The sequence below is a fragment of the Afipia sp. GW823-FHT06G09 genome (genome assembly GCF_058794875.1).
The window spans coordinates 116,594-135,621 of record NZ_JBXAHF010000001.1 but is presented as its reverse complement, the minus strand read 5'-3'; the positions used below and the strand labels follow the sequence as shown (position 1 = coordinate 135,621).

Sequence of the window (19,028 nt, the reverse complement as noted above, 5' to 3'; positions counted from 1 at the left end):
CATGGATGATGCGAAACTAGACGCTCTTGGCCAGACGATCGTGGCCGCGCTTCCCGGCGCGGCGCTCGGGCATTCGGTTGCATTCAATCAGCTCGCGATCTCGGTCGATCTTGCAAAGATCGTGGACGTCGTCCGCGTGCTGAAGACCGATCCGCGCTTCCGCTTCGTGAACGTCACCGACGTGACGGCGGTGGACTATCCGGGCCGCGAGAACCGCTTCGATGTGATCTATCACTTCATGTCGCCGGTGCTGAACACGCGGCTGCGTCTGCGCGGCGAGGCGAACGAGACCACGCAGGTGCCGTCGATCATCTCGGTGTTTCCGGGCGCGGACTGGTTCGAACGCGAGACCTACGATCTGTACGGTGTGATCTTCATCGGCCATCCCGACATGCGACGCCTGCTGACCGACTACGGTTTCGACGGTCATCCGTTGCGCAAGGACTTCCCGCTGACCGGCTTCGTCGAGGTCCGCTACGACGACGCCGAGAAGCGCGTTGTCTACGAGCCGGTCCGACTTAATCAGGAATTCCGCAAGTTCGACTTCCTCTCGCCATGGGAAGGCGCGGACTACGCGCTGCCGGGCGATGAGAAGGCCGCTGCGCCCGCGTCGGCGCCAGCACCAAAGGCAGGTGGCTGATGACCGACGTTCTGAACGCCGAAGCTACCGGCGAGCGCAATTTCACCATCAACTTCGGGCCGCAGCATCCGGCCGCGCACGGCGTGCTGCGTCTGGTGCTTGAGCTTGACGGCGAAGTCGTCGAGCGCGTCGATCCGCATATCGGTCTGCTTCATCGCGGCACCGAAAAGCTGATCGAGCAGAAGACCTATCTTCAGGCGATTCCGTATTTCGACCGGCTCGACTACGTCGCGCCGATGAATCAGGAGCATGCATTCTGCCTCGCGGCGGAAAAGCTGCTCGGCATCACCGTGCCGCGCCGCGGCCAACTGATCCGCGTGCTGTATTCCGAGATCGGCCGCATCCTGTCGCACCTGCTGAACGTGACCACGCAGGCGATGGACGTCGGCGCGCTGACACCGCCGCTCTGGGGTTTCGAAGAGCGCGAAAAGCTGATGGTGTTCTATGAGCGCGCCTCCGGCTCGCGCATGCACGCGGCGTTCTTCCGCGTCGGCGGTGTGCATCAGGATCTGCCGCCCGCGCTGATCAACGACATCGAAGCGTGGTGCGATCCGTTCCTCAAGGTCGTCGACGATCTCGAAACGCTGCTCACCGACAACCGCATCTTCAAGCAGCGCAACGTCGATATCGGCGTGGTGACACTCGATCAGGCGTGGGAGTGGGGCTTCTCCGGCGTGATGGTGCGCGGCTCGGGCGCGGCATGGGATCTGCGCAAGTCGCAGCCTTACGAATGTTACGCCGAGATGGATTTCGATATTCCGATCGGCAAGAACGGCGACTGCTACGATCGCTACTGCATCCGCATGGAAGAAATGCGCCAGTCGGTGCGCATCATGAAGCAGTGCATCGAGAAGCTGCGCGCGCCCGAGGGGCAGGGACCGGTTGTCGTCGAGGACAACAAGATCGCGCCGCCGCGCCGCAGCGAGATGAAGCGCTCGATGGAAGCGCTGATCCACCACTTCAAGCTCTATACCGAAGGCGTTCACGTCCCCGCCGGCGAAGTCTACGCCGCGGTCGAAGCGCCGAAGGGCGAGTTCGGCGTGTTCCTGGTCGCCGACGGCACCAACAAGCCGTACAAGTGCAAGATCCGCGCGCCGGGCTTCGCACACCTTCAGGCAATGGACTTCATCTGCAAGGGCCATCTGCTGGCGGACGTCTCGGCCATTCTCGGTTCGCTCGACATCGTGTTCGGCGAGGTGGACCGCTGATGGCGCAGCAGCCGATCATCTTTGATCGTACCACCGGTGAAATGACCGGTGCGACGCCGTGGGAGCGCAGCATCGGCTTTGCGCTGCTCGCAGGATCGAAGGTCGGCGCGTACATTTCCCATCGCGGTTACAACAGCGCGGCCAATCTGCTGAAGACGCTGTTTCTTCCCGAGCGCGACATCAATGTCATGCTCAATCCGGATGCTGCGTTCTCATTCCCATACGGCGACGGCTACTGGAGCAAGCTGCTCAACCGCACCTTCAAGTACGAGGACGAGCTTGAACTGTTCCTGCTCGACTCCAAGGACGTCAACTATACGCTGATCGATTGCGGCGCGAACTACGGTTACTGGTCGGTCATGGTGTCCAGCCAGCGTTTCGGCTCGCGCCCGTCGATCGCGATGGAGCCGTCGTCGCGGAATTATCCACGGCTGGCGCACAATGCGAAGATCAACAACGGCCGGTTCGAGGCGATCAACGCCGCCATCGGCTCCGCACGCGGCACGGCGCGCCTGTCGGGCGACCGTCACGAGGCGTTCAGCATCGCAGGCGGTACCGATGCGGGCGGCGAGGAAGTAAAGGTGCTTGCACTCGATAACCTGATCGAGGACGGCAAGATCCCGGCGCAGGGCAAATACATCATCAAGCTCGACGTCGAAGGCGTCGAGATCGATGCCATGAAGGGCGGCAAGCGGATTCTGGAAACGGATTCGGTCGTGGTCTGCGAGGAACACGGCAACGATCCGACCCACAGCGTGTCGCGCTACATTCTCGAACAGACGCCGATGAAGGCAATCATCCACGATCCGGCAACGGATCGCTTCGAAGCGCTGACCCAGTTGTCCACGCTCGACCGCATCAAGGTCGCCTCGCACGTTGGCTATAACGTGTTTGCGACCTCGAGCGCGTTCTGGGAGCAGCGTATCTACAGCATGAATTCAGGCAACGCGCGCCGCGCCATGACGCAATGAGATTTGACGCAACAAGACTTGGCGCAATGAAAGATCGAAAGACTTAAACGATGGCCGTCCGCCGTTTGGCTCCGAAAGAGGTGCAGCCCGCAAGCTTCGCGTTCAGCGCGGAGAATCTGGCGTGGGCGAAAGCCCAGATCGAGAAATACCCGCCGGGCCGTCAGCAGTCCGCGGTGATCCCGATCCTGTGGCGCGTGCAGGAACAGCATGACGGCTGGGTGTCCGAGGTTGCGATCCGTGCGGTCGCCGACCTGCTGGACATGCCCTATATCCGCGTGCTGGAAATCGCCACGTTCTACACGATGTTCCAGCTCGAACCGGTCGGCAAGAAGGCGCATGTGCAGGTTTGCGGCACGACGCCGTGCATGCTGCGCGGCGCGAAAGACCTGATCGAGGTCTGCAAGAACCGTATTCATCACGATCCGTTCCATGTCTCGGCCGACGGCAATTTCTCGTGGGAAGAGGTCGAGTGTCTCGGCGCCTGCGTGAATGCGCCGATGGTGATGATCTGGAAGGACACCTATGAGGATCTGACGCCCGAGAGCCTGAACAGAGTGCTCGACGGCTTCGAGACCGGCAATTTGCCCAAGCCCGGCCCACAGATCGATCGCCAGTATGCCGCGCCGGCCGGCGGGCCGACGTCGCTCACCACCCCTGCTAGCAACGACAACAGGGGCAGCGTATCCGCACCGAACAAGCCTGCGCTCACGGACGCCGAGTCCAAGAAGCAGACCGAGGCTGCCAACGTGCAGGAGCGCCCGTCGCCGAAGCCGCCCATGGGCGACTCCACAAAGACGAACCCTCCGAAAGGAGACAAGTCATGACCGGTGCCGCGCTTCGCTACATCGCGCTTCACGCGGTTGTCGCCGCTGTCTTCATCTTCTTTCTGAATTTCTACATTCTGAAAACCGAACTCCAGTCCGCCGTGTTCTGGGCGATCGGCTTTGGTGCGATGGCGGGCGGGCTCGCCTATCAGCAATCGAAGCGCTCGGGGTCTTAAGGTAGCGATCATGCTCGACGACAAGGACCGCATCTTCCGCAATCTCTACGGGCTCGACGACTGGGGCCTGGAGGGCGCGCGCCGCCGTGGCGCATGGGACGGCACCAAGGCGATCATCGACCGGGGCCGCGACTGGATCGTCGCCGAAATGAAGGCGTCAGGCCTGCGCGGGCGCGGCGGGGCGGGCTTCCCGACCGGCATGAAATGGTCGTTCATGCCGAAGGACAACGCCGACGGACGTCCGAGCTATCTCGTCGTCAACGCCGACGAGTCCGAGCCGGGCACCTGCAAGGATCGCGAGATCATGCGGCACGATCCGCATCTGCTGGTGGAAGGCTGCCTGATTGCCAGCGCCGCGATGGGCGCGCATGTCGCTTACATCTATGTGCGCGGCGAGTTCATCCGAGAGCGCGAGCATCTGCAGGCGGCGGTCGATCAGGCCTATGAGGCGAAGCTGATCGGCAAGGACAACGTTCACGGTTATCCGTTCGATCTTTACGTTCACCACGGCGCCGGCGCGTACATCTGCGGTGAGGAAACCGCGTTGCTCGAAAGCCTCGAAGGCAAGAAAGGCCAGCCGCGCCTGAAGCCGCCGTTCCCGGCCAACGTCGGTCTTTATGGTTGCCCGACCACCGTGAACAACGTCGAGTCGATCGCGGTCGCGCCGGACATCCTGCGCCGGGGCGCGGCGTGGTTCGCCGCCATCGGCCGTCCGAACAATGTCGGCACCAAGCTTTACGGCATCTCCGGTCACGTCAACACGCCGTGCGTCGTCGAAGACGCCATGAGCATTCCGTTCAGGGAACTTATCGAGAAGCACGGCGGCGGCATTCGCGGCGGCTGGGACAATCTGCTGGCGATCATTCCCGGCGGCGCATCGTGCCCGCTGATCCCGGCGGCGGATTGCCAGGATCTGATCATGGATTTCGACGGCACCCGCGCAGTGAAGTCGAGCTTCGGCACCGCCGGCGTCATCGTGATGGACAAGTCGACGGACGTGGTCGCGGCCATCGCGCGCATTTCCTACTTCTTCAAGCATGAGAGCTGCGGCCAGTGCACGCCGTGCCGTGAAGGCACTGGCTGGATGTGGCGTGTGCTGTCACGCATGGTCGAAGGCCGCGCCCACAAGCGCGAGATCGACATGTTGCTGGAAGTCACCAAGCAGGTCGAAGGCCACACCATCTGCGCGCTCGGCGACGCGGCGGCTTGGCCGATCCAGGGTCTGATCCGCGCCTTCCGTCCGGAGATCGAACGGCGCATTGACGATTTCACGCGCAAGTCGACCATCGATGACGTCGGCGTTCTCGATCCGATCAACATGGTCGCGGCGGAGTAATGGCGATGACCAAAATTCTCGTCGACGGAAAAGAGATTGACGTTCCTGCCGAGTACACGCTGCTGCAGGCGTGCGAGGCGGCGGGCGCCGAGATTCCGCGCTTCTGCTACCACGAGCGGCTGTCGATCGCCGGCAACTGCCGCATGTGCCTCGTTGAGGTCGCCGGTTCGCCGAAGCCGGTCGCAAGCTGCGCCTGGGCCGTGCGCGACTGTCGCCCGGGTCCGAACGGCGAACTGCCGGCGGTCAAGACCAAATCGCCGATGGTGAAGAAGGCACGCGAAGGCGTGATGGAATTCCTGCTGATCAACCATCCGCTCGATTGCCCGATCTGCGATCAGGGCGGCGAGTGCGATCTCCAGGATCAGGCGATGGGTTACGGCGTCGACACCAGCCGTTTCATGGAGAACAAGCGCGCGGTCGAGGACAAGTACATCGGCGCGCTGGTGAAGACCTCGATGAACCGCTGCATCCAGTGCACGCGCTGCGTCCGCTTCACCACTGAAGTTTGCGGCGTGCCGGAACTGGGCCTGACCGGCCGCGGCGAGGACGTCGAGATCACGACGTATCTCCAGAGTGCGCTGACGTCCGAACTGCAGGGCAACCTCGTCGACATCTGCCCGGTCGGTGCGCTGACCTCGAAGCCATACGCATTTGCCGCGCGTCCGTGGGAACTGGGCAAGACCCAGTCCATCGACGTGATGGATGCGATTGGCTCCGCGATCCGCGTCGATACGCGCGGCCGCGAAGTGATGCGCATCCTGCCGCGCGTCAATGAAAGCGTGAACGAGGAGTGGATCTCCGACAAGACGCGCCACATCGTCGACGGTCTGCGCACGCAGCGCCTGGATCGGCCGTACATTCGCGAGAACGGCAAACTGCGCGCAGCGAGCTGGACCGAGGCTTTCGCGACCATCGCCAAGGCGGTTGCGCGTTCCGACGGCCGGCGCACCGGCGCAATCGCCGGTGACCTCGCCGCGGTCGAGGAGATGTTCGCGCTCAAGGAACTGCTCACCTCATTCGGGTCGGCGAATTTCGCCACCCAGGACGGCGGTGGGTTCGATCCGAAGGCGGGCCGCGCGTCGTACATCTTCAATCCGACTATCGCAGGAATCGAACAGGCGGACGCGCTGCTGATCGTCGGTTCCAACCCGCGCAAGGAAGCGGCTGTTCTCAACGCACGCATCCGCAAGCGCTGGCGCACGGGCGCGCTCAAGATCGGCGTGATCGGCGACAGGGCCGACCTGACCTATGATTACGAGCATCTCGGCGCGGGCACCGATACGCTGAGCGACCTCGCTGCCGGCAAGCATTCCTTCGCCGATGTCCTGAAGGGCGCGAAGCATCCGATCGTGCTGGTGGGCGCGGGCGTTGCCGCCCGTCACGATGGCGCAGCGGTGCTGTCGCAGGCGGCCAAGCTCGCCGTCGATCTCGGCGCGCTGAAGGACGGCTGGAACGGATTTGCGGTGCTTCATAATGCCGCCTCGCGCGTCGGTGCGCTCGACATCGGCTTCACGCCGGGGGCGGGCGGCCTGAGCGTCGCGCAGATGACCGCGTTCGGCACGCTCGATGTGCTGTTCTCGCTCGGCGCAGACGATGTCAGCCCGGCGGATGGCACCTTCGTGGTTTACATCGGCACGCACGGCGACAAGGGCGCACACCGCGCCGACGTGATCCTGCCGGGTGCCGCCTACACCGAGAAGGCCGGTCTTTACGTCAACACCGAAGGCCGGGTGCAGATGGCCAACCGCGCCGCGTTCCCGCCGGGCGACGCGCGCGAGGACTGGGCGATCATCCGCGCGCTGTCCGATGTTCTCGGCAAGAAACTGCCGTTCGACTCGCTCGGGCAACTGCGTCAGGCGATCTTCAAGGCCGCACCGCACCTGATGCGGATCGACCAGATCGAGGCGGGCGATGCGGCAGGCGTGAAAGCGCTTGCGGCGCGCGGCGGCTCGGTCGAGAAGGGCGCCTTCAAGAGCCCGGTCGAGGACTTCTACCTGACCAATCCCATTGCGCGGGCATCCGCGGTGATGGCCGAATGTTCCAAGCTCGCCTCCGGGCAGATTCTGACGGCGGCGGAGTGAGCGTGACCCGATGACCGAATTCTTCGCAAGCGAGTTATGGACAGGCTATCTGTGGCCGATCATCATCATGGTCGCGCAGAGCCTGCTGCTGCTCGTGCTATTGCTGGTTGCCATCGCCTACATCCTGCTGGCCGACCGCAAGATCTGGGCGGCGGTGCAGATCCGCCGCGGCCCCAACGTGGTGGGTCCATGGGGGCTGCTGCAATCCTTCGCGGACCTTCTGAAGTTCGTGCTGAAAGAGCCGACCATTCCGGACGGCGCGAACAAGGCCGTGTTCCTTCTTGCGCCGCTGGTGACCTGCGTGCTGGCTCTGGCTGCGTGGGCGGTGATCCCCGTCAATCTCAACTGGGTGATCGCCGACATCAATGTCGGCATCCTCTACATCTTCGCGATCTCGTCGCTGTCGATCTACGGCATCATCATGGCCGGCTGGGCGTCGAACTCGAAGTATCCGTTTCTTGCCGCGCTTCGCTCCGCAGCCCAGATGGTGTCCTACGAAGTTTCCATCGGCTTCGTCATCATCACCGTGCTGCTGTGCGTCGGTTCGCTGAACCTGACGGCGGTGGTCGCGGCGCAGGACACCAAGCTCGGCATTCTCGGCTGGTACTGGCTGCCGCTGTTCCCGATGTTCGTGATTTTCTACGTCTCGGCGCTGGCGGAAACCAATCGTCCGCCGTTCGATCTGGTGGAAGCGGAATCCGAACTGGTCGCGGGCTTCATGACCGAATACGGCTCGACGCCGTATCTGCTGTTCATGCTCGGCGAATACGTCGCGATCTGCACCATGTGTGCGCTGGCGACGATCCTGTTCCTCGGCGGCTGGCTGTCGCCGATCCCGTTCGCGCCGTTCACCTGGGTGCCGGGCGTGATCTGGTTCGTGCTGAAGCTGTTCTTCATGTTCTTCCTGATCGCGATGGCGAAGGCGATCGTGCCGCGCTACCGCTACGACCAGCTGATGCGGCTGGGCTGGAAGGTCTTCCTGCCGTTGTCGCTGGCGATGGTCGTCATCGTCGCCGGTGTCCTGCAATTCGCGAACCTAGCGCCGAAGTGAGGGCATCATGGGCATAGCATCCACAGCCAATTCGCTCCTGCTGAAAGAGTTCGTCTCGGCGTTCGTTCTCGCCATGCGCTACTTCTTCAAGCCGAAGCCGACGCTGAACTACCCCTTCGAGAAGGGGCCGATCTCGCCGCGCTTCCGTGGTGAGCATGCGCTGCGCCGTTATCCGAACGGCGAGGAACGCTGCATCGCCTGCAAGCTGTGCGAAGCGATCTGTCCGGCGCAGGCCATTACCATCGAAGCCGGTCCGCGCCGCAATGACGGCACGCGCCGCACGGTGCGCTATGACATCGACATGGTGAAGTGCATCTATTGCGGGCTTTGCCAGGAGGCATGTCCGGTCGACGCCATCGTCGAGGGCCCGAATTTCGAATTCGCGACGGAAACGCGCGAGGAGCTTTATTATGACAAGGCGAGACTGCTCGCCAACGGCGATCGGTGGGAGCGCGAGATTGCGAAGAACATCGAACTCGACGCGCCGTACCGGTGAGGTGAGGGTATGATCGGTCCCGCGCTCTTTTTCTATCTCTTTGCTGGCGTCTGCGTGGCGTCGGCGATCATGGTTGTGACTTCGCGCAACCCTGTGCACTCCGTGCTGTTCCTGATCCTTGCGTTCGTGAACGCGGCGGGACTGTTCATGCTGCTCGGCGCGGAATTCCTCGCGATGATCCTGATCGTGGTCTACGTCGGCGCGGTCGCGGTGCTGTTCCTGTTCGTCATCATGATGCTGGACGTGGACTTCGCCGAACTCCGGCAGGGCTTCATCGAGTATCTGCCGGTCGGCCTGCTGATCGGCGCGGTGTTCCTCGCCGAACTGCTGCTTGTGGCGCTTGGCTGGGCGATCCACCCATCGATCTCGAAGGCGATCACGTCTCCGATCCCCGGCGGGGTCACCAACACAGAAGCGCTCGGCCTCGTGCTGTACACGAAGTATCTGCCTTACTTCCAATTGGCGGGTCTGGTGCTGCTGGTCGCCATGATCGGCGCCATCGTGCTCACGCTGCGGCACAAGCCGAGCGTGAAGCGGCAGGACATCAACGCACAGAACGCGCGCACCAAGGCTGCTGCGATGGATGTGCGCAAGGTCGCGCCGGGGCAGGGACTTCAGGACGCGGACTCCGGGGAGTGGGTGCGATGACAATCGGTCTCGGTCACTATCTCGCGGTCGCCGCTATCCTGTTCACGATCGGCATTCTCGGCATCTTCCTCAACCGGAAGAACGTCATTGTCATCCTGATGTCGATCGAACTCATTCTGCTTGCCGTGAACATCAACCTGGTGGCGTTCTCGTCGTTCCTCGGCGACATCGTGGGGCAGGTGTTCGCGCTTCTGGTGCTGACGGTTGCCGCGGCTGAAGCGGCGATCGGGCTTGCCGTACTGGTGGTGTTCTTCCGGAATCGCGGTTCGATCGCGGTCGAGGACATCAATCTGATGAAGGGTTAACGCATGATCCCGAAAAGCATGCCCTCGGGCAACGACCCGGCGGGTGGACACCGGTTTTCGGACCAGATCATGCGTCTTGAGAGAATCACGCCATGATTCAGGCAATCGTTTTCCTGCCGCTGATCGGCGCGCTCATTGCGGGCGCGGTGGCGCTGTTTGGCGCCCATGCACGCAATCCGAGCGGCGACGAAATGGATCACGCCCATGGTCATGACGGGCACGGCGCAGCTCACGCTCACGCGGCCCATGACGATCACGGACACGGCGACCACGGGCATGACGATCATGGACCGGTCGAACCGCCGGCGGCCGGCTCACGCACCGCCGAGATCGTCACCACCGCGCTGCTGCTGATTTCCGCCGCGCTGTCATGGATGACGCTGGTCGATGTCGGGTTCCTGCATCACGACACACGCGCTCAGCTTTTCACCTGGATCGGCTCGGGTGATCTCGTCGTCAACTGGGCGCTGCGCGTCGATACGCTGACCGCCGTGATGCTGGTGGTGGTCACCTCGGTGTCGTCGCTCGTGCACCTGTATTCGATCGGCTACATGAACGAGGACCCGAACCGTCCGCGGTTCATGGCCTATCTGTCGCTGTTTACCTTCATGATGCTCATGTTGGTAACCGCGGACAACCTCGTGCAGATGTTCTTCGGCTGGGAAGGCGTGGGCCTGGCAAGCTACCTGCTGATCGGTTTCTGGTTCCAGAAGCCGTCGGCCAATGCCGCCGCCATCAAGGCGTTCGTGGTCAACCGCGTCGGCGACTTCGGCTTCCTGCTCGGTATCTTCGCGATCTTCATGATGGTCGGCTCGGTCGATTTCGACACGATCTTCGCCGCGGCCCCCGGCCTAACAGGCAAGACCATTCACTTCTTCGCCTGGAACGTCGATGCGCTCACGCTGATCTGCCTGTTCCTGTTCATGGGCGCGATGGGCAAGTCCGCGCAGTTCCTGCTGCACACCTGGTTGCCAGACGCCATGGAAGGCCCGACGCCGGTGTCGGCGCTGATCCACGCCGCGACCATGGTCACCGCCGGCGTGTTCATGGTGGCGCGCCTGTCGCCGCTGTTCGAACTCGCTCCGAACGCGCAGGCCGCCGTGATGCTGGTCGGCGCGACCACTGCGCTGTTCGCCGCCACCATCGGCCTCGTGCAGAACGACATCAAACGCATCGTTGCTTATTCGACCTGTTCGCAGCTCGGCTACATGTTCGTGGCCATGGGAGCAGGGGCCTATTCGGTCGGCATGTTCCACCTGTTCACCCACGCTTTCTTCAAGGCGTTGCTGTTCCTGGGATCGGGCTCGGTGATCGTCGCGATGCATCACGAGCAGGACATCCGCAACATGGGTGGCCTGAAGGACAAGATCCCGTTCACCTACATCACCATGGTGATCGGCACGCTGGCGCTGACGGGCTTCCCGCTGACGGCAGGCTATTTCTCCAAGGACGCGATCATCGAGTCCGCCTTCGTGGCGCACAATCCGTTCGCTCTTTACGGCTTTCTCTGCACCGTGATCGCCGCGGGCCTCACCTCGTTCTATTCATGGCGCCTGATCTTCAAGACGTTCCATGGCGAGCCGCACGACCAGAAGCACTACGAGGCCGCGCACGAGAGCCCGTACACCATGCTGATCCCGCTCGCCGTGCTGGCGGTGGGCTCGATCCTCGCGGGCTTCCCGTTCAAGGAGCTGTTCGCGGGCCACGGCATTCATGAATTCTTCCGCGAGTCGCTGAAGATGAATCCCAAGATCATCGAGGAGATGCATCACATTCCGGCGACGATTGCGTTCCTGCCGACGGTGATGATGGTGGTCGGCTTCTTCGTGTCGTGGCTGTTCTATATCCGCAAGCCCTATCTGCCGGTCGAACTCGCGAACCAGCATCCGGGCCTGTACCGCTTCCTGCTCAACAAGTGGTACTTCGACGAGCTGTATGACTTCTTGTTCGTGCGACCGGCCAAGTGGCTGGGACGCTTCCTGTGGAAGAAGGGCGACGGCTTCATCATCGACGGGTTCGGTCCTGACGGCGTATCCGCGCGCGTGCTCGATGTCACGCGCAACGTCGTGCGGCTCCAGACCGGCTATCTCTATCACTATGCATTCGCGATGCTGATCGGCGTGGCCGGTCTCATCACGTGGTTTATCTTCGGTCTCGGGGGCCAATGATGACAACCTGGCCCATTCTTTCCGTCGTCACGTTCCTGCCGATCGTCGGCGCGATCCTGATTTACCTCAGCCGCGGTGACGACGAAGCCGCGCGCGGCAATGCGCGCTGGATCGCGCTGTGGACCACGATCATCACTTTCGCGGTGTCGCTCATTCTGGTGATGCGGTTCGATCCGTCGAATCCCGGCTTCCAGTTCGTCGAGAAGGCGCCGTGGCTCGCCAACACCATCACCTATCACATGGGCGTCGACGGCATTTCGCTGCCGTTCGTGATCCTGACCACGGCACTGATGCCGTTCTGCATTCTCGCAAGCTGGAAGTCGGTCACACTGCGCGTGCGCGAATACATGATGGCGTTTCTGTTCCTCGAGACGCTGATGGTCGGTACGTTCTCCGCGCTCGATCTCGTGCTGTTCTATCTGTTCTTCGAAGGCGGCCTGATCCCGATGTTCCTCATCATCGGCGTCTGGGGCGGCCCGCGCCGGGTCTATGCCAGCTTCAAGTTCTTCCTCTACACGTTGCTCGGCTCGGTGCTGATGCTGCTCGCCATCATGGCGCTGTATCTGAACGCCGGGACCACCGACATTCCGACGCTGATGAACACCGCCGTGCCGCGCAGCCTCCAGACATGGGCGTGGCTGGCGTTCTTCGCCTCGTTCGCGGTGAAGATGCCGATGTGGCCGGTGCACACCTGGTTGCCGGACGCGCACGTCGAGGCACCGACCGCGGGCTCCGTCGTGCTGGCGGCCATTCTGCTGAAGATGGGCGGCTACGGCTTCCTGCGTTTCTCGCTGCCGATGTTCCCGCTGGCGTCACATGACTTTGCGCCGCTGGTCTTCACGCTCTCAACGATTGCGATCGTCTATACGTCGCTGGTCGCGCTGATGCAGGAAGACATCAAGAAGCTGATTGCTTACTCGTCCGTCGCTCACATGGGCTTCGTCACCATGGGCATTTTCGCGGGCACCATGCAGGGCGTCGCCGGCGGCGTGTTCCAGATGGTGTCGCACGGCATCGTCTCGGGCGCGCTGTTCCTCTGCGTCGGCGTGGTCTACGACCGGCTGCACACCCGCGAGATTGCCGCCTATGGTGGCCTCGTGAACAGGATGCCGCTCTATGCCTTCGTGTTCATGGTCTTCACCATGGCGAACGTCGGTCTGCCGGGCACATCGGGATTCGTCGGCGAGTTCATGACCCTGATCGGCACGTTCAAGGTCAGCATTCCGACTGCGACGGTGGCCGCGCTGGGCGTGATCCTGTCGGCGGCCTATGCGCTTTGGCTTTATCGCAAGGTGGTGTTCGGCGTGCTCGACAAGCCGTCGCTCGCCAGCATCAAGGATCTGACGCTGCGGGAAGGGATTATTCTCGCGCCGCTGGTCATTCTCACCATTCTCTTTGGCGTATATCCGAAGCCGGTCCTCGATATGTCGGCGGCCTCGGTGCAGCAGCTCGTCACGAACTACAACACCGCCATCACCGCCGTGAAAGCGGCGGCGCTGGTTCAGTAACGGAAACGGCTTATGACTTTCGCAGGATATTCGCTGCTTCCCGTGCTGCCGGAACTGGTGCTGGCCGCTGGCGCCATGGCGCTCCTGATGCTCGGCGCGTTTCGCGGACCGCAGACGACGTCGCTGGTAACCGGCATCGCTGTGGTTTTGCTCGTTGTGACGGGCGGTCTCGAACTGTGGCTGCCGGCTGGCAAGCTGACCACCTTCGGCGGCAGTTTCATCGTCGACGACTATGCGCGGTTCCTGAAAATCCTGGCGTTGATCGGCTCCGGCGTCACGCTGATCCTGTCGCGCGCGTACCTCGCCGAGCAGGCGAAGATTTTCGAGTATGCGATCCTGGTGATGCTCTCCACCACCGGCATGATGGTGCTGATCTCCGCCGGCGACCTGATCATGCTCTATCTCGGCCTCGAACTGATGAGCCTTGCGCTCTACGTCGTGGCGGCGAGCCATCGTGACGACACCAAATCGACGGAAGCGGGCCTGAAGTATTTCGTGCTCGGCGCGCTGTCGTCCGGCATGCTGCTGTACGGCGCGTCGCTGATTTACGGTTTCACGGGCACCGTGAGCTTCGCAGGCATCGCCGCGGAAGCGAAGAGCGGCAACATCGGCCTTGTGTTCGGACTGGTGTTCCTGCTGGCAGGTCTCTGCTTCAAGGTCTCCGCCGTACCGTTCCACATGTGGACGCCGGACGTGTATGAAGGCGCACCGACGCCTGTCACCGCGTTCTTTGCGTCCGCGCCGAAGGTCGCCGCGCTCGCCGTGTTCACCCGCGTGGCGCTGACGGCGTTCCCCGGAATCGTGCCGCAGTGGCAGCAGATCGTGGTGTTCGTCTCCATCGCCTCGATGGCTCTGGGATCGTTCGCGGCCATCGGCCAGAAGAACATCAAGCGCCTGATGGCCTATTCGTCCATCGGCCACATGGGCTTCGCGCTGGTCGGCCTCGCCGCCGGAACGCAGCAGGGCGCGCAGGGCGTGCTGGTCTATATCGCGATCTATGTCGCCATGACGCTCGGCACTTTCGCCATCATCCTGGCCATGAAGCGCAATGGCCGGGCGGTCGAAACCATCAGCGATTTCGCGGGCCTGTCACGGACCAACCCGATGCTGGCGTTCTTCTTTGCGATGTTACTGTTCTCGCTGGCTGGCATTCCGCCGCTCGCCGGCTTCTTCGCGAAGTTCTATGTGTTCCTGGCTGCGATCAAGGCGGGGCTGTTTACGCTCGCGGTGATCGGCGTGGTGACCAGCGTGGTGGGCGCGTTCTACTATCTCACCATCGTCAAGGTGATGTACTTCGACGAGCCGAAGGAAGCGATGGAGCCAATGCGTATCGAGCTTCGGGTGGTGCTGGCTGTCGCCGGCATCTTCAACCTGCTGTTCTTCGTCTATCCCGCGCCGCTGGTGAATGCTGCCACGGTGGCCGCGAAGTCGCTGTTTTAATGGCGTTCGCGCTCGGTCCACGGGCCAGAGCCCAGAACTATCGCGTTGAGGCGTTCGACAGCATTGGTTCGACCAATGCCGAGGCGCTCGAGCGGGCTAGGGCAGGCGAGCGCGGGCCGCTCTGGCTGGTGACGGATCTGCAAACAGCGGGACGCGGCCGCCGCCAGCGAGAATGGATTTCCCCGCGCGGCAATCTTGCCGCCACCATTGTCGAGACGCTGGACGTGCAGCCTCCCGTCGCGGCGACGCTCGGGTTTGCCGCAGGTCTGTCGTTGGAAGCTGCCTTGCAGACGGTGAGCATGGAACACCGGATGCGATCAGGGGCGTCCGTCCAGTTTCTGCTGAAATGGCCGAACGATGTTCTGGCCGACGACAAGAAGCTGTCGGGCATCCTGCTCGAGGCCGAAACCATTGGCGGTGATCTCGCCGTCGCCGTTGGTATGGGAACCAATGTGATCTCCGCGCCGGAAGGGACGCCGTATCCGGCGACCTCGCTGGCCGCGCTCGGCATCACTGCCGGTGCCGGGGACCTGTTCATGGCGCTGTCCGATGCATGGGCCGAGTTTCGCGGCATCTGGGACAACGGCCGGGGCTTCGGTGAAATCCGCAGCCGTTGGCTGGATCGCGCGGCCGGGCTCGGCGAGCCGGTCTCGATCCAGTCGAGCGGAACAAGCGTCGAGGGTATCTTCGAAACCATCGACGAGACCGGCTGCCTGATCATCGCCGGCCATGACGGCAAGCGCACGCCCATCGCCGCCGGCGATGTCCATTTCGGATCCGCCAAATCGTCTGGAGCAGCCTGATATGTCGCGACCTGACGAACTCACATTCGCTCCGCTCGGCGGTATCGGCGAGATTGGCATGAACCTGTCGATCTACGGCCTCGGCAAGGGGCAGCAGCGAAGCTGGCTCGCCATCGACCTCGGCGTGTCGTTCGGCAACGAGGAACACCTGCCGGGCATCGATGTGGTGATGCCGGACATCCGCTTTCTTGTGAAGGAGCGGAAGAATCTGGTCGGGCTGGTTCTGACCCACGCCCACGAGGATCATTTCGGCGCGATTATCGATCTGTGGCCGCAACTGAAATGCCCGATCTATGCGACCCAGTTCAGCGCGGCGCTGTTCGAGGCCAAATGCGCCAGCGAGCGCAATCCACCGAGGATTCCGGTCACCGTGATTCCGTCGGGCGGCACTGTCCAGATCGGCCCGTTCAGCGTCGAATTCATTCCGGTGGCGCATTCGATTCCGGAGTCACACGCGCTGGCGATCCGCACGTCCGCCGGAACCGTGCTGCACACCGGCGACTGGAAGATTGATCCGACGCCGATCATCGGCAAACCGACCGACGAGAAGCGGCTGCGCGAGCTTGGTGATGAGGGCGTCATGGCGCTGGTCGGCGACTCGACCAATGCGGTGCGCGAAGGCCGCTCGCCGTCGGAGCGGGAAGTCGCGAAGAACATCACCGAACTGGTGAAGGCAGCGAAGGGGCGCGTCGCGGTGACGACGTTCGCGTCCAACGTGGCACGGCTGCGCGCTGTTGCGGACGCCGCGAAGGCAGCCGACCGCGAGGTCGTCGTGGTCGGGCGCGCGATGGAGCGGGTGGTGCAGGTCGCACGCGAGACCGGCTATCTCGACGGCGTGCAGGCGTTTCGCAGCGCCGACTACTATGGAAACTTTCCGCCTGACAAGGTGCTGGCGCTGTGCACCGGCAGCCAGGGAGAGCCGCGCGCCGCGCTGGCCCGCATCGCCAACGACGATCATCCGCAGGTGACGCTGAATAAGGGCGACACCGTGATCTTTTCGTCGCGGACCATTCCCGGCAACGAGAAGGCCGTCGGTGCGATCATCAACGGTCTGATCATGCAGGGCGTCGAGGTCATCACCGACCGCACTCACATGGTGCACGTCTCCGGCCATCCGAGGCGCGACGAGTTGCGCGACATGATCTCCTGGGTTCGTCCGCAACTGCTGATCCCGGCGCATGGCGAGGCGCTGCATTTATCCGAGCATGCCAAGCTCGCCCGCGAGTGCGGCGTGCCGAAGGTGCTGATCTGCAAGAACGGCGATCTGGTGCGCTTGGGTCCGGGCGATCCGGCGATCATCGAGGAGCTGCCGAGCGGGCGGATCTACAAGGACGGTAACATTCTTGAAGCGGAAAAGGCCCGCGCCGTGATCGAGCGGCGGCGGCTGGCATTTGCCGGCTGCGCCTTCGTCGCCATCGCGGTCACCGACAAGGGCGATCTGGCCGACGATCCCGAGGTTGATCTCGTCGGCATTCCGGAAAAGAATAAGGCAGGCGAGGTCATCGCGGACGAGGTGTTCGACCTCGTTGTTTCCACAGTGGAGAACCTCCCGCGCGCGCGGCGCCGCGATCCCGATGCGATTTCCGAATCCGTGCGGCGCGCGGTCCGCTCCGAAATCAACGACCAGTGGGGCAAGAAGCCGCTTTGCGTCGTGCACGTGCTGATGGTTTGATTTCCGTTCGATAGTCAGGAGCAAGACATGCTGGGCCGTCTCAATCATGTGGCGATTGCGGTGAAGGATGCCGAGAAAGCAGCCAAGATTTATGGCACGGCCTTCGGCGCGGAAATTTCCGGCGCGGTGCCGCTGCCCGAGCATGGCGTCATCACCGTGTTCGCGACGCTGCCCAACACCAAGATTGAATTCATCCAGCCGCTCGGCGAGGATTCTCCGATCGCGAAGTTTGTCGAGCGTAATCCTGATGGCGGCATCCACCATATCTGCTACGAGGTGCCGGAGATCATCGCCGCGCGCGACACGCTGATCGCGGAGGGGGCTCGCGTGCTGGGCGACGGCAATCCGAAGATCGGCGCGCACGGCAAGCCGGTGCTGTTCCTGCATCCGAAGGACTTCTCCGGCGCGCTCGTCGAAATCGAACAGTCTTGAGAATTTAGATGGTCTATTCGCTCTCAACCGCGTTCGCGATCTACTTCGTGCTTTGGTGGGTGGTGCTGTTCGCAGTGTTGCCGTTCGGCGTGCGCAGCCAGATGGAGAACGGTGAGGCGATTGCCGGCACCGATCCGGGCGCGCCCAGTGCCGCCCGCATGGGTCGCAAACTGCTGTGGACCACAGCCATCTCCGCTGCGATCTTCGCAGCGGGAATGTGGGCCTTCAGGGCGGGTTATCTGAATATCGAGCGCCTGTCGCAGCTCATGGGCATTCCGCTTTAGCGGCGCGGTTCGCGAAGCGAACCGTGGGGCACGAGGCGGCGCCACTGGCGATATAATTCATCCCGATCGATTGTGATTCCGGGGTACGGCGTTCGCGCACAGACGATCAAACGTGCGCGAAAGAAAAAAGAGCAGGGCCTAAGCCCTGCTCCAAAAATTGTGTCGACCCTATTTTCCCCGAAAAAGTTGGATTTATCCTTGGTTAGACGGGGCGACGCTGCTTATGCGCGTCAGGGGCTCCTCCCGAGACTTGGACCACCAGACGATGCGACGAATAGCCGTATCGCGCTGACGCGTTTTTGTAGCGGAAGGATTCTGACTTGTCACGTTTTTCAGCATTAAATGTCTACTTTTGCGGCAGTGCACAATTGACGGATTCAGCCGGAAACAAGCCGTTTGGCGGCGTTTTTGCCTCGCTCGCGTTGAGCGAATGAAAAATGGTGGACGACTACCATCGCATATCGCGCGCTGTCACCGGCTCAGTGCTTGTGCGCCGAATCGTGGTCCATCATGACCAGGCCCTCAAATCTCGAAAACTGAGCTCGTTGTTTTGGATCGAGCGCCGCTTCTGCATTGGCGAGATCGCGCTCAAGACGCAAGGCGTCTTCGGCGGGCACACCGGCCTTGATCATTGCGCCTTGATTTTTGATTTCATCGCCGGTGCAGAGAACGATACGCCATTCGTTGTGTCTGCTGTGCAGCAAGGCACGACCGCCCATCTCACCCTGGGACCAGTCGGCAATAGCGTGATTGCCGGACACCACGACAGGACCGACCGTCAGCCTCGCGTCAGGTTTGTCGAACATGTGGTGCAGCATGGCTGAGATCGCAGTTTCCTGCGGTCCCGCGCTTGCGTTGCCGGACACCACGGCCACCCCGAGCAACAGCAAAAATCCTATGAGACGTACTTGCATCGAAGAATATCCACCGCGTGCTTCGTGAAACATTTCTTCCCGGCGATTACTCACCGCCGGGAAGCGCTTTG

The 19,028-nt window shown here is 62.5% G+C and carries 19 protein-coding genes; 18 read left to right on the top strand and 1 reads right to left on the bottom strand.

What is annotated here, in order from left to right; translation table 11 throughout:
• The first annotated feature begins 1 nt into the window (after position 1).
• The 18 genes from AC1Q67_RS00635 to AC1Q67_RS00550 all read left to right on the top strand — a co-directional run bounded on the left by AC1Q67_RS00635 (position 2) and on the right by AC1Q67_RS00550 (position 18,043).
• Entirely contained in the window at positions 2 to 640 is a 639-nt protein-coding gene (locus AC1Q67_RS00635; RefSeq protein ID WP_024575289.1) for an NADH-quinone oxidoreductase subunit C, read from the top strand.
• Positions 640 to 1,848, top strand: a complete 1,209-nt coding sequence (locus AC1Q67_RS00630) for an NADH-quinone oxidoreductase subunit D (protein ID WP_492235573.1) — start codon at positions 640 to 642, stop codon at positions 1,846 to 1,848. The genes AC1Q67_RS00635 and AC1Q67_RS00630 overlap by 1 nt, the downstream gene beginning before the upstream one ends.
• Entirely contained in the window at positions 1,848 to 2,819 is a 972-nt protein-coding gene (locus AC1Q67_RS00625; protein WP_492235574.1) for an FkbM family methyltransferase, read from the top strand. The genes AC1Q67_RS00630 and AC1Q67_RS00625 overlap by 1 nt, the downstream gene beginning before the upstream one ends.
• A 50-nt stretch (positions 2,820 to 2,869) precedes the next feature.
• Positions 2,870 to 3,643 carry an NADH-quinone oxidoreductase subunit NuoE gene (nuoE, locus tag AC1Q67_RS00620; RefSeq protein WP_492235575.1) on the top strand — a complete coding sequence of 258 codons (774 nt, stop codon included), beginning with the start codon at positions 2,870 to 2,872 and terminating at the stop codon, positions 3,641 to 3,643.
• Positions 3,640 to 3,819 (top strand): hypothetical protein, encoded by a 180-nt coding sequence (locus AC1Q67_RS00615; protein ID WP_492235576.1) that lies wholly within the window; start codon positions 3,640 to 3,642, stop codon positions 3,817 to 3,819. The genes nuoE and AC1Q67_RS00615 overlap by 4 nt, the downstream gene beginning before the upstream one ends.
• A gap of 10 nt (positions 3,820 to 3,829) precedes the next feature.
• Positions 3,830 to 5,155 carry an NADH-quinone oxidoreductase subunit NuoF gene (gene nuoF / locus AC1Q67_RS00610; protein ID WP_024575294.1) on the top strand — a complete coding sequence of 442 codons (1,326 nt, stop codon included), beginning with the start codon at positions 3,830 to 3,832 and terminating at the stop codon, positions 5,153 to 5,155.
• A gap of 5 nt (positions 5,156 to 5,160) precedes the next feature.
• Positions 5,161 to 7,236 (top strand): NADH-quinone oxidoreductase subunit NuoG, encoded by a 2,076-nt coding sequence (nuoG, locus tag AC1Q67_RS00605; RefSeq protein WP_492235577.1) that lies wholly within the window; start codon positions 5,161 to 5,163, stop codon positions 7,234 to 7,236.
• Between the two features lie 10 nt (positions 7,237 to 7,246).
• Complete coding sequence (gene nuoH / locus AC1Q67_RS00600) at positions 7,247 to 8,287, top strand: NADH-quinone oxidoreductase subunit NuoH (RefSeq protein WP_024575296.1); 1,041 nt, start codon at positions 7,247 to 7,249, stop codon at positions 8,285 to 8,287.
• A gap of 7 nt (positions 8,288 to 8,294) precedes the next feature.
• Positions 8,295 to 8,783 (top strand): NADH-quinone oxidoreductase subunit NuoI, encoded by a 489-nt coding sequence (gene nuoI, locus AC1Q67_RS00595; RefSeq protein ID WP_002711590.1) that lies wholly within the window; start codon positions 8,295 to 8,297, stop codon positions 8,781 to 8,783.
• 9 nt (positions 8,784 to 8,792) lie between these two features.
• A complete protein-coding gene (locus AC1Q67_RS00590; RefSeq protein ID WP_492235578.1) occupies positions 8,793 to 9,431 on the top strand; it encodes an NADH-quinone oxidoreductase subunit J in 639 nt (212 codons plus the stop codon).
• Complete coding sequence (gene nuoK, locus AC1Q67_RS00585; RefSeq protein WP_024575298.1) at positions 9,428 to 9,736, top strand: NADH-quinone oxidoreductase subunit NuoK; 309 nt, start codon at positions 9,428 to 9,430, stop codon at positions 9,734 to 9,736. The genes AC1Q67_RS00590 and nuoK overlap by 4 nt, the downstream gene beginning before the upstream one ends.
• Before the next feature lie 92 nt (positions 9,737 to 9,828).
• Positions 9,829 to 11,904, top strand: a complete 2,076-nt coding sequence (gene nuoL, locus AC1Q67_RS00580) for an NADH-quinone oxidoreductase subunit L (protein WP_492235579.1) — start codon at positions 9,829 to 9,831, stop codon at positions 11,902 to 11,904.
• Complete coding sequence (locus tag AC1Q67_RS00575; protein ID WP_492235580.1) at positions 11,904 to 13,412, top strand: NADH-quinone oxidoreductase subunit M; 1,509 nt, start codon at positions 11,904 to 11,906, stop codon at positions 13,410 to 13,412. Before nuoL ends, AC1Q67_RS00575 begins: the two co-directional genes overlap by 1 nt.
• A gap of 12 nt (positions 13,413 to 13,424) precedes the next feature.
• Positions 13,425 to 14,852, top strand: a complete 1,428-nt coding sequence (gene nuoN, locus AC1Q67_RS00570) for an NADH-quinone oxidoreductase subunit NuoN (protein ID WP_492235581.1) — start codon at positions 13,425 to 13,427, stop codon at positions 14,850 to 14,852.
• Entirely contained in the window at positions 14,852 to 15,655 is an 804-nt protein-coding gene (locus AC1Q67_RS00565) for a biotin--[acetyl-CoA-carboxylase] ligase (RefSeq protein WP_492235582.1), read from the top strand. The genes nuoN and AC1Q67_RS00565 overlap by 1 nt, the downstream gene beginning before the upstream one ends.
• 1 nt (position 15,656) lies before the next feature.
• Positions 15,657 to 17,327 (top strand): ribonuclease J, encoded by a 1,671-nt coding sequence (locus tag AC1Q67_RS00560; RefSeq protein ID WP_492235583.1) that lies wholly within the window; start codon positions 15,657 to 15,659, stop codon positions 17,325 to 17,327.
• A 27-nt stretch (positions 17,328 to 17,354) separates the two neighbouring features.
• Positions 17,355 to 17,759: a methylmalonyl-CoA epimerase gene (gene mce / locus AC1Q67_RS00555; RefSeq protein ID WP_024575304.1), complete on the top strand. Its 405-nt coding sequence runs from the start codon at positions 17,355 to 17,357 to the stop codon at positions 17,757 to 17,759.
• A gap of 8 nt (positions 17,760 to 17,767) precedes the next feature.
• Positions 17,768 to 18,043: a DUF1467 family protein gene (locus AC1Q67_RS00550; RefSeq protein WP_492235584.1), complete on the top strand. Its 276-nt coding sequence runs from the start codon at positions 17,768 to 17,770 to the stop codon at positions 18,041 to 18,043.
• 479 nt (positions 18,044 to 18,522) lie between these two features.
• On the opposite strand, the gene AC1Q67_RS00545 is transcribed toward AC1Q67_RS00550, so the two are convergent.
• Positions 18,523 to 18,990 carry a copper uptake system-associated protein gene (locus tag AC1Q67_RS00545; RefSeq protein WP_492235585.1) on the bottom strand — a complete coding sequence of 156 codons (468 nt, stop codon included), beginning with the start codon at positions 18,988 to 18,990 and terminating at the stop codon, positions 18,523 to 18,525.
• Positions 18,991 to 19,028: the final 38 nt, after the last annotated feature.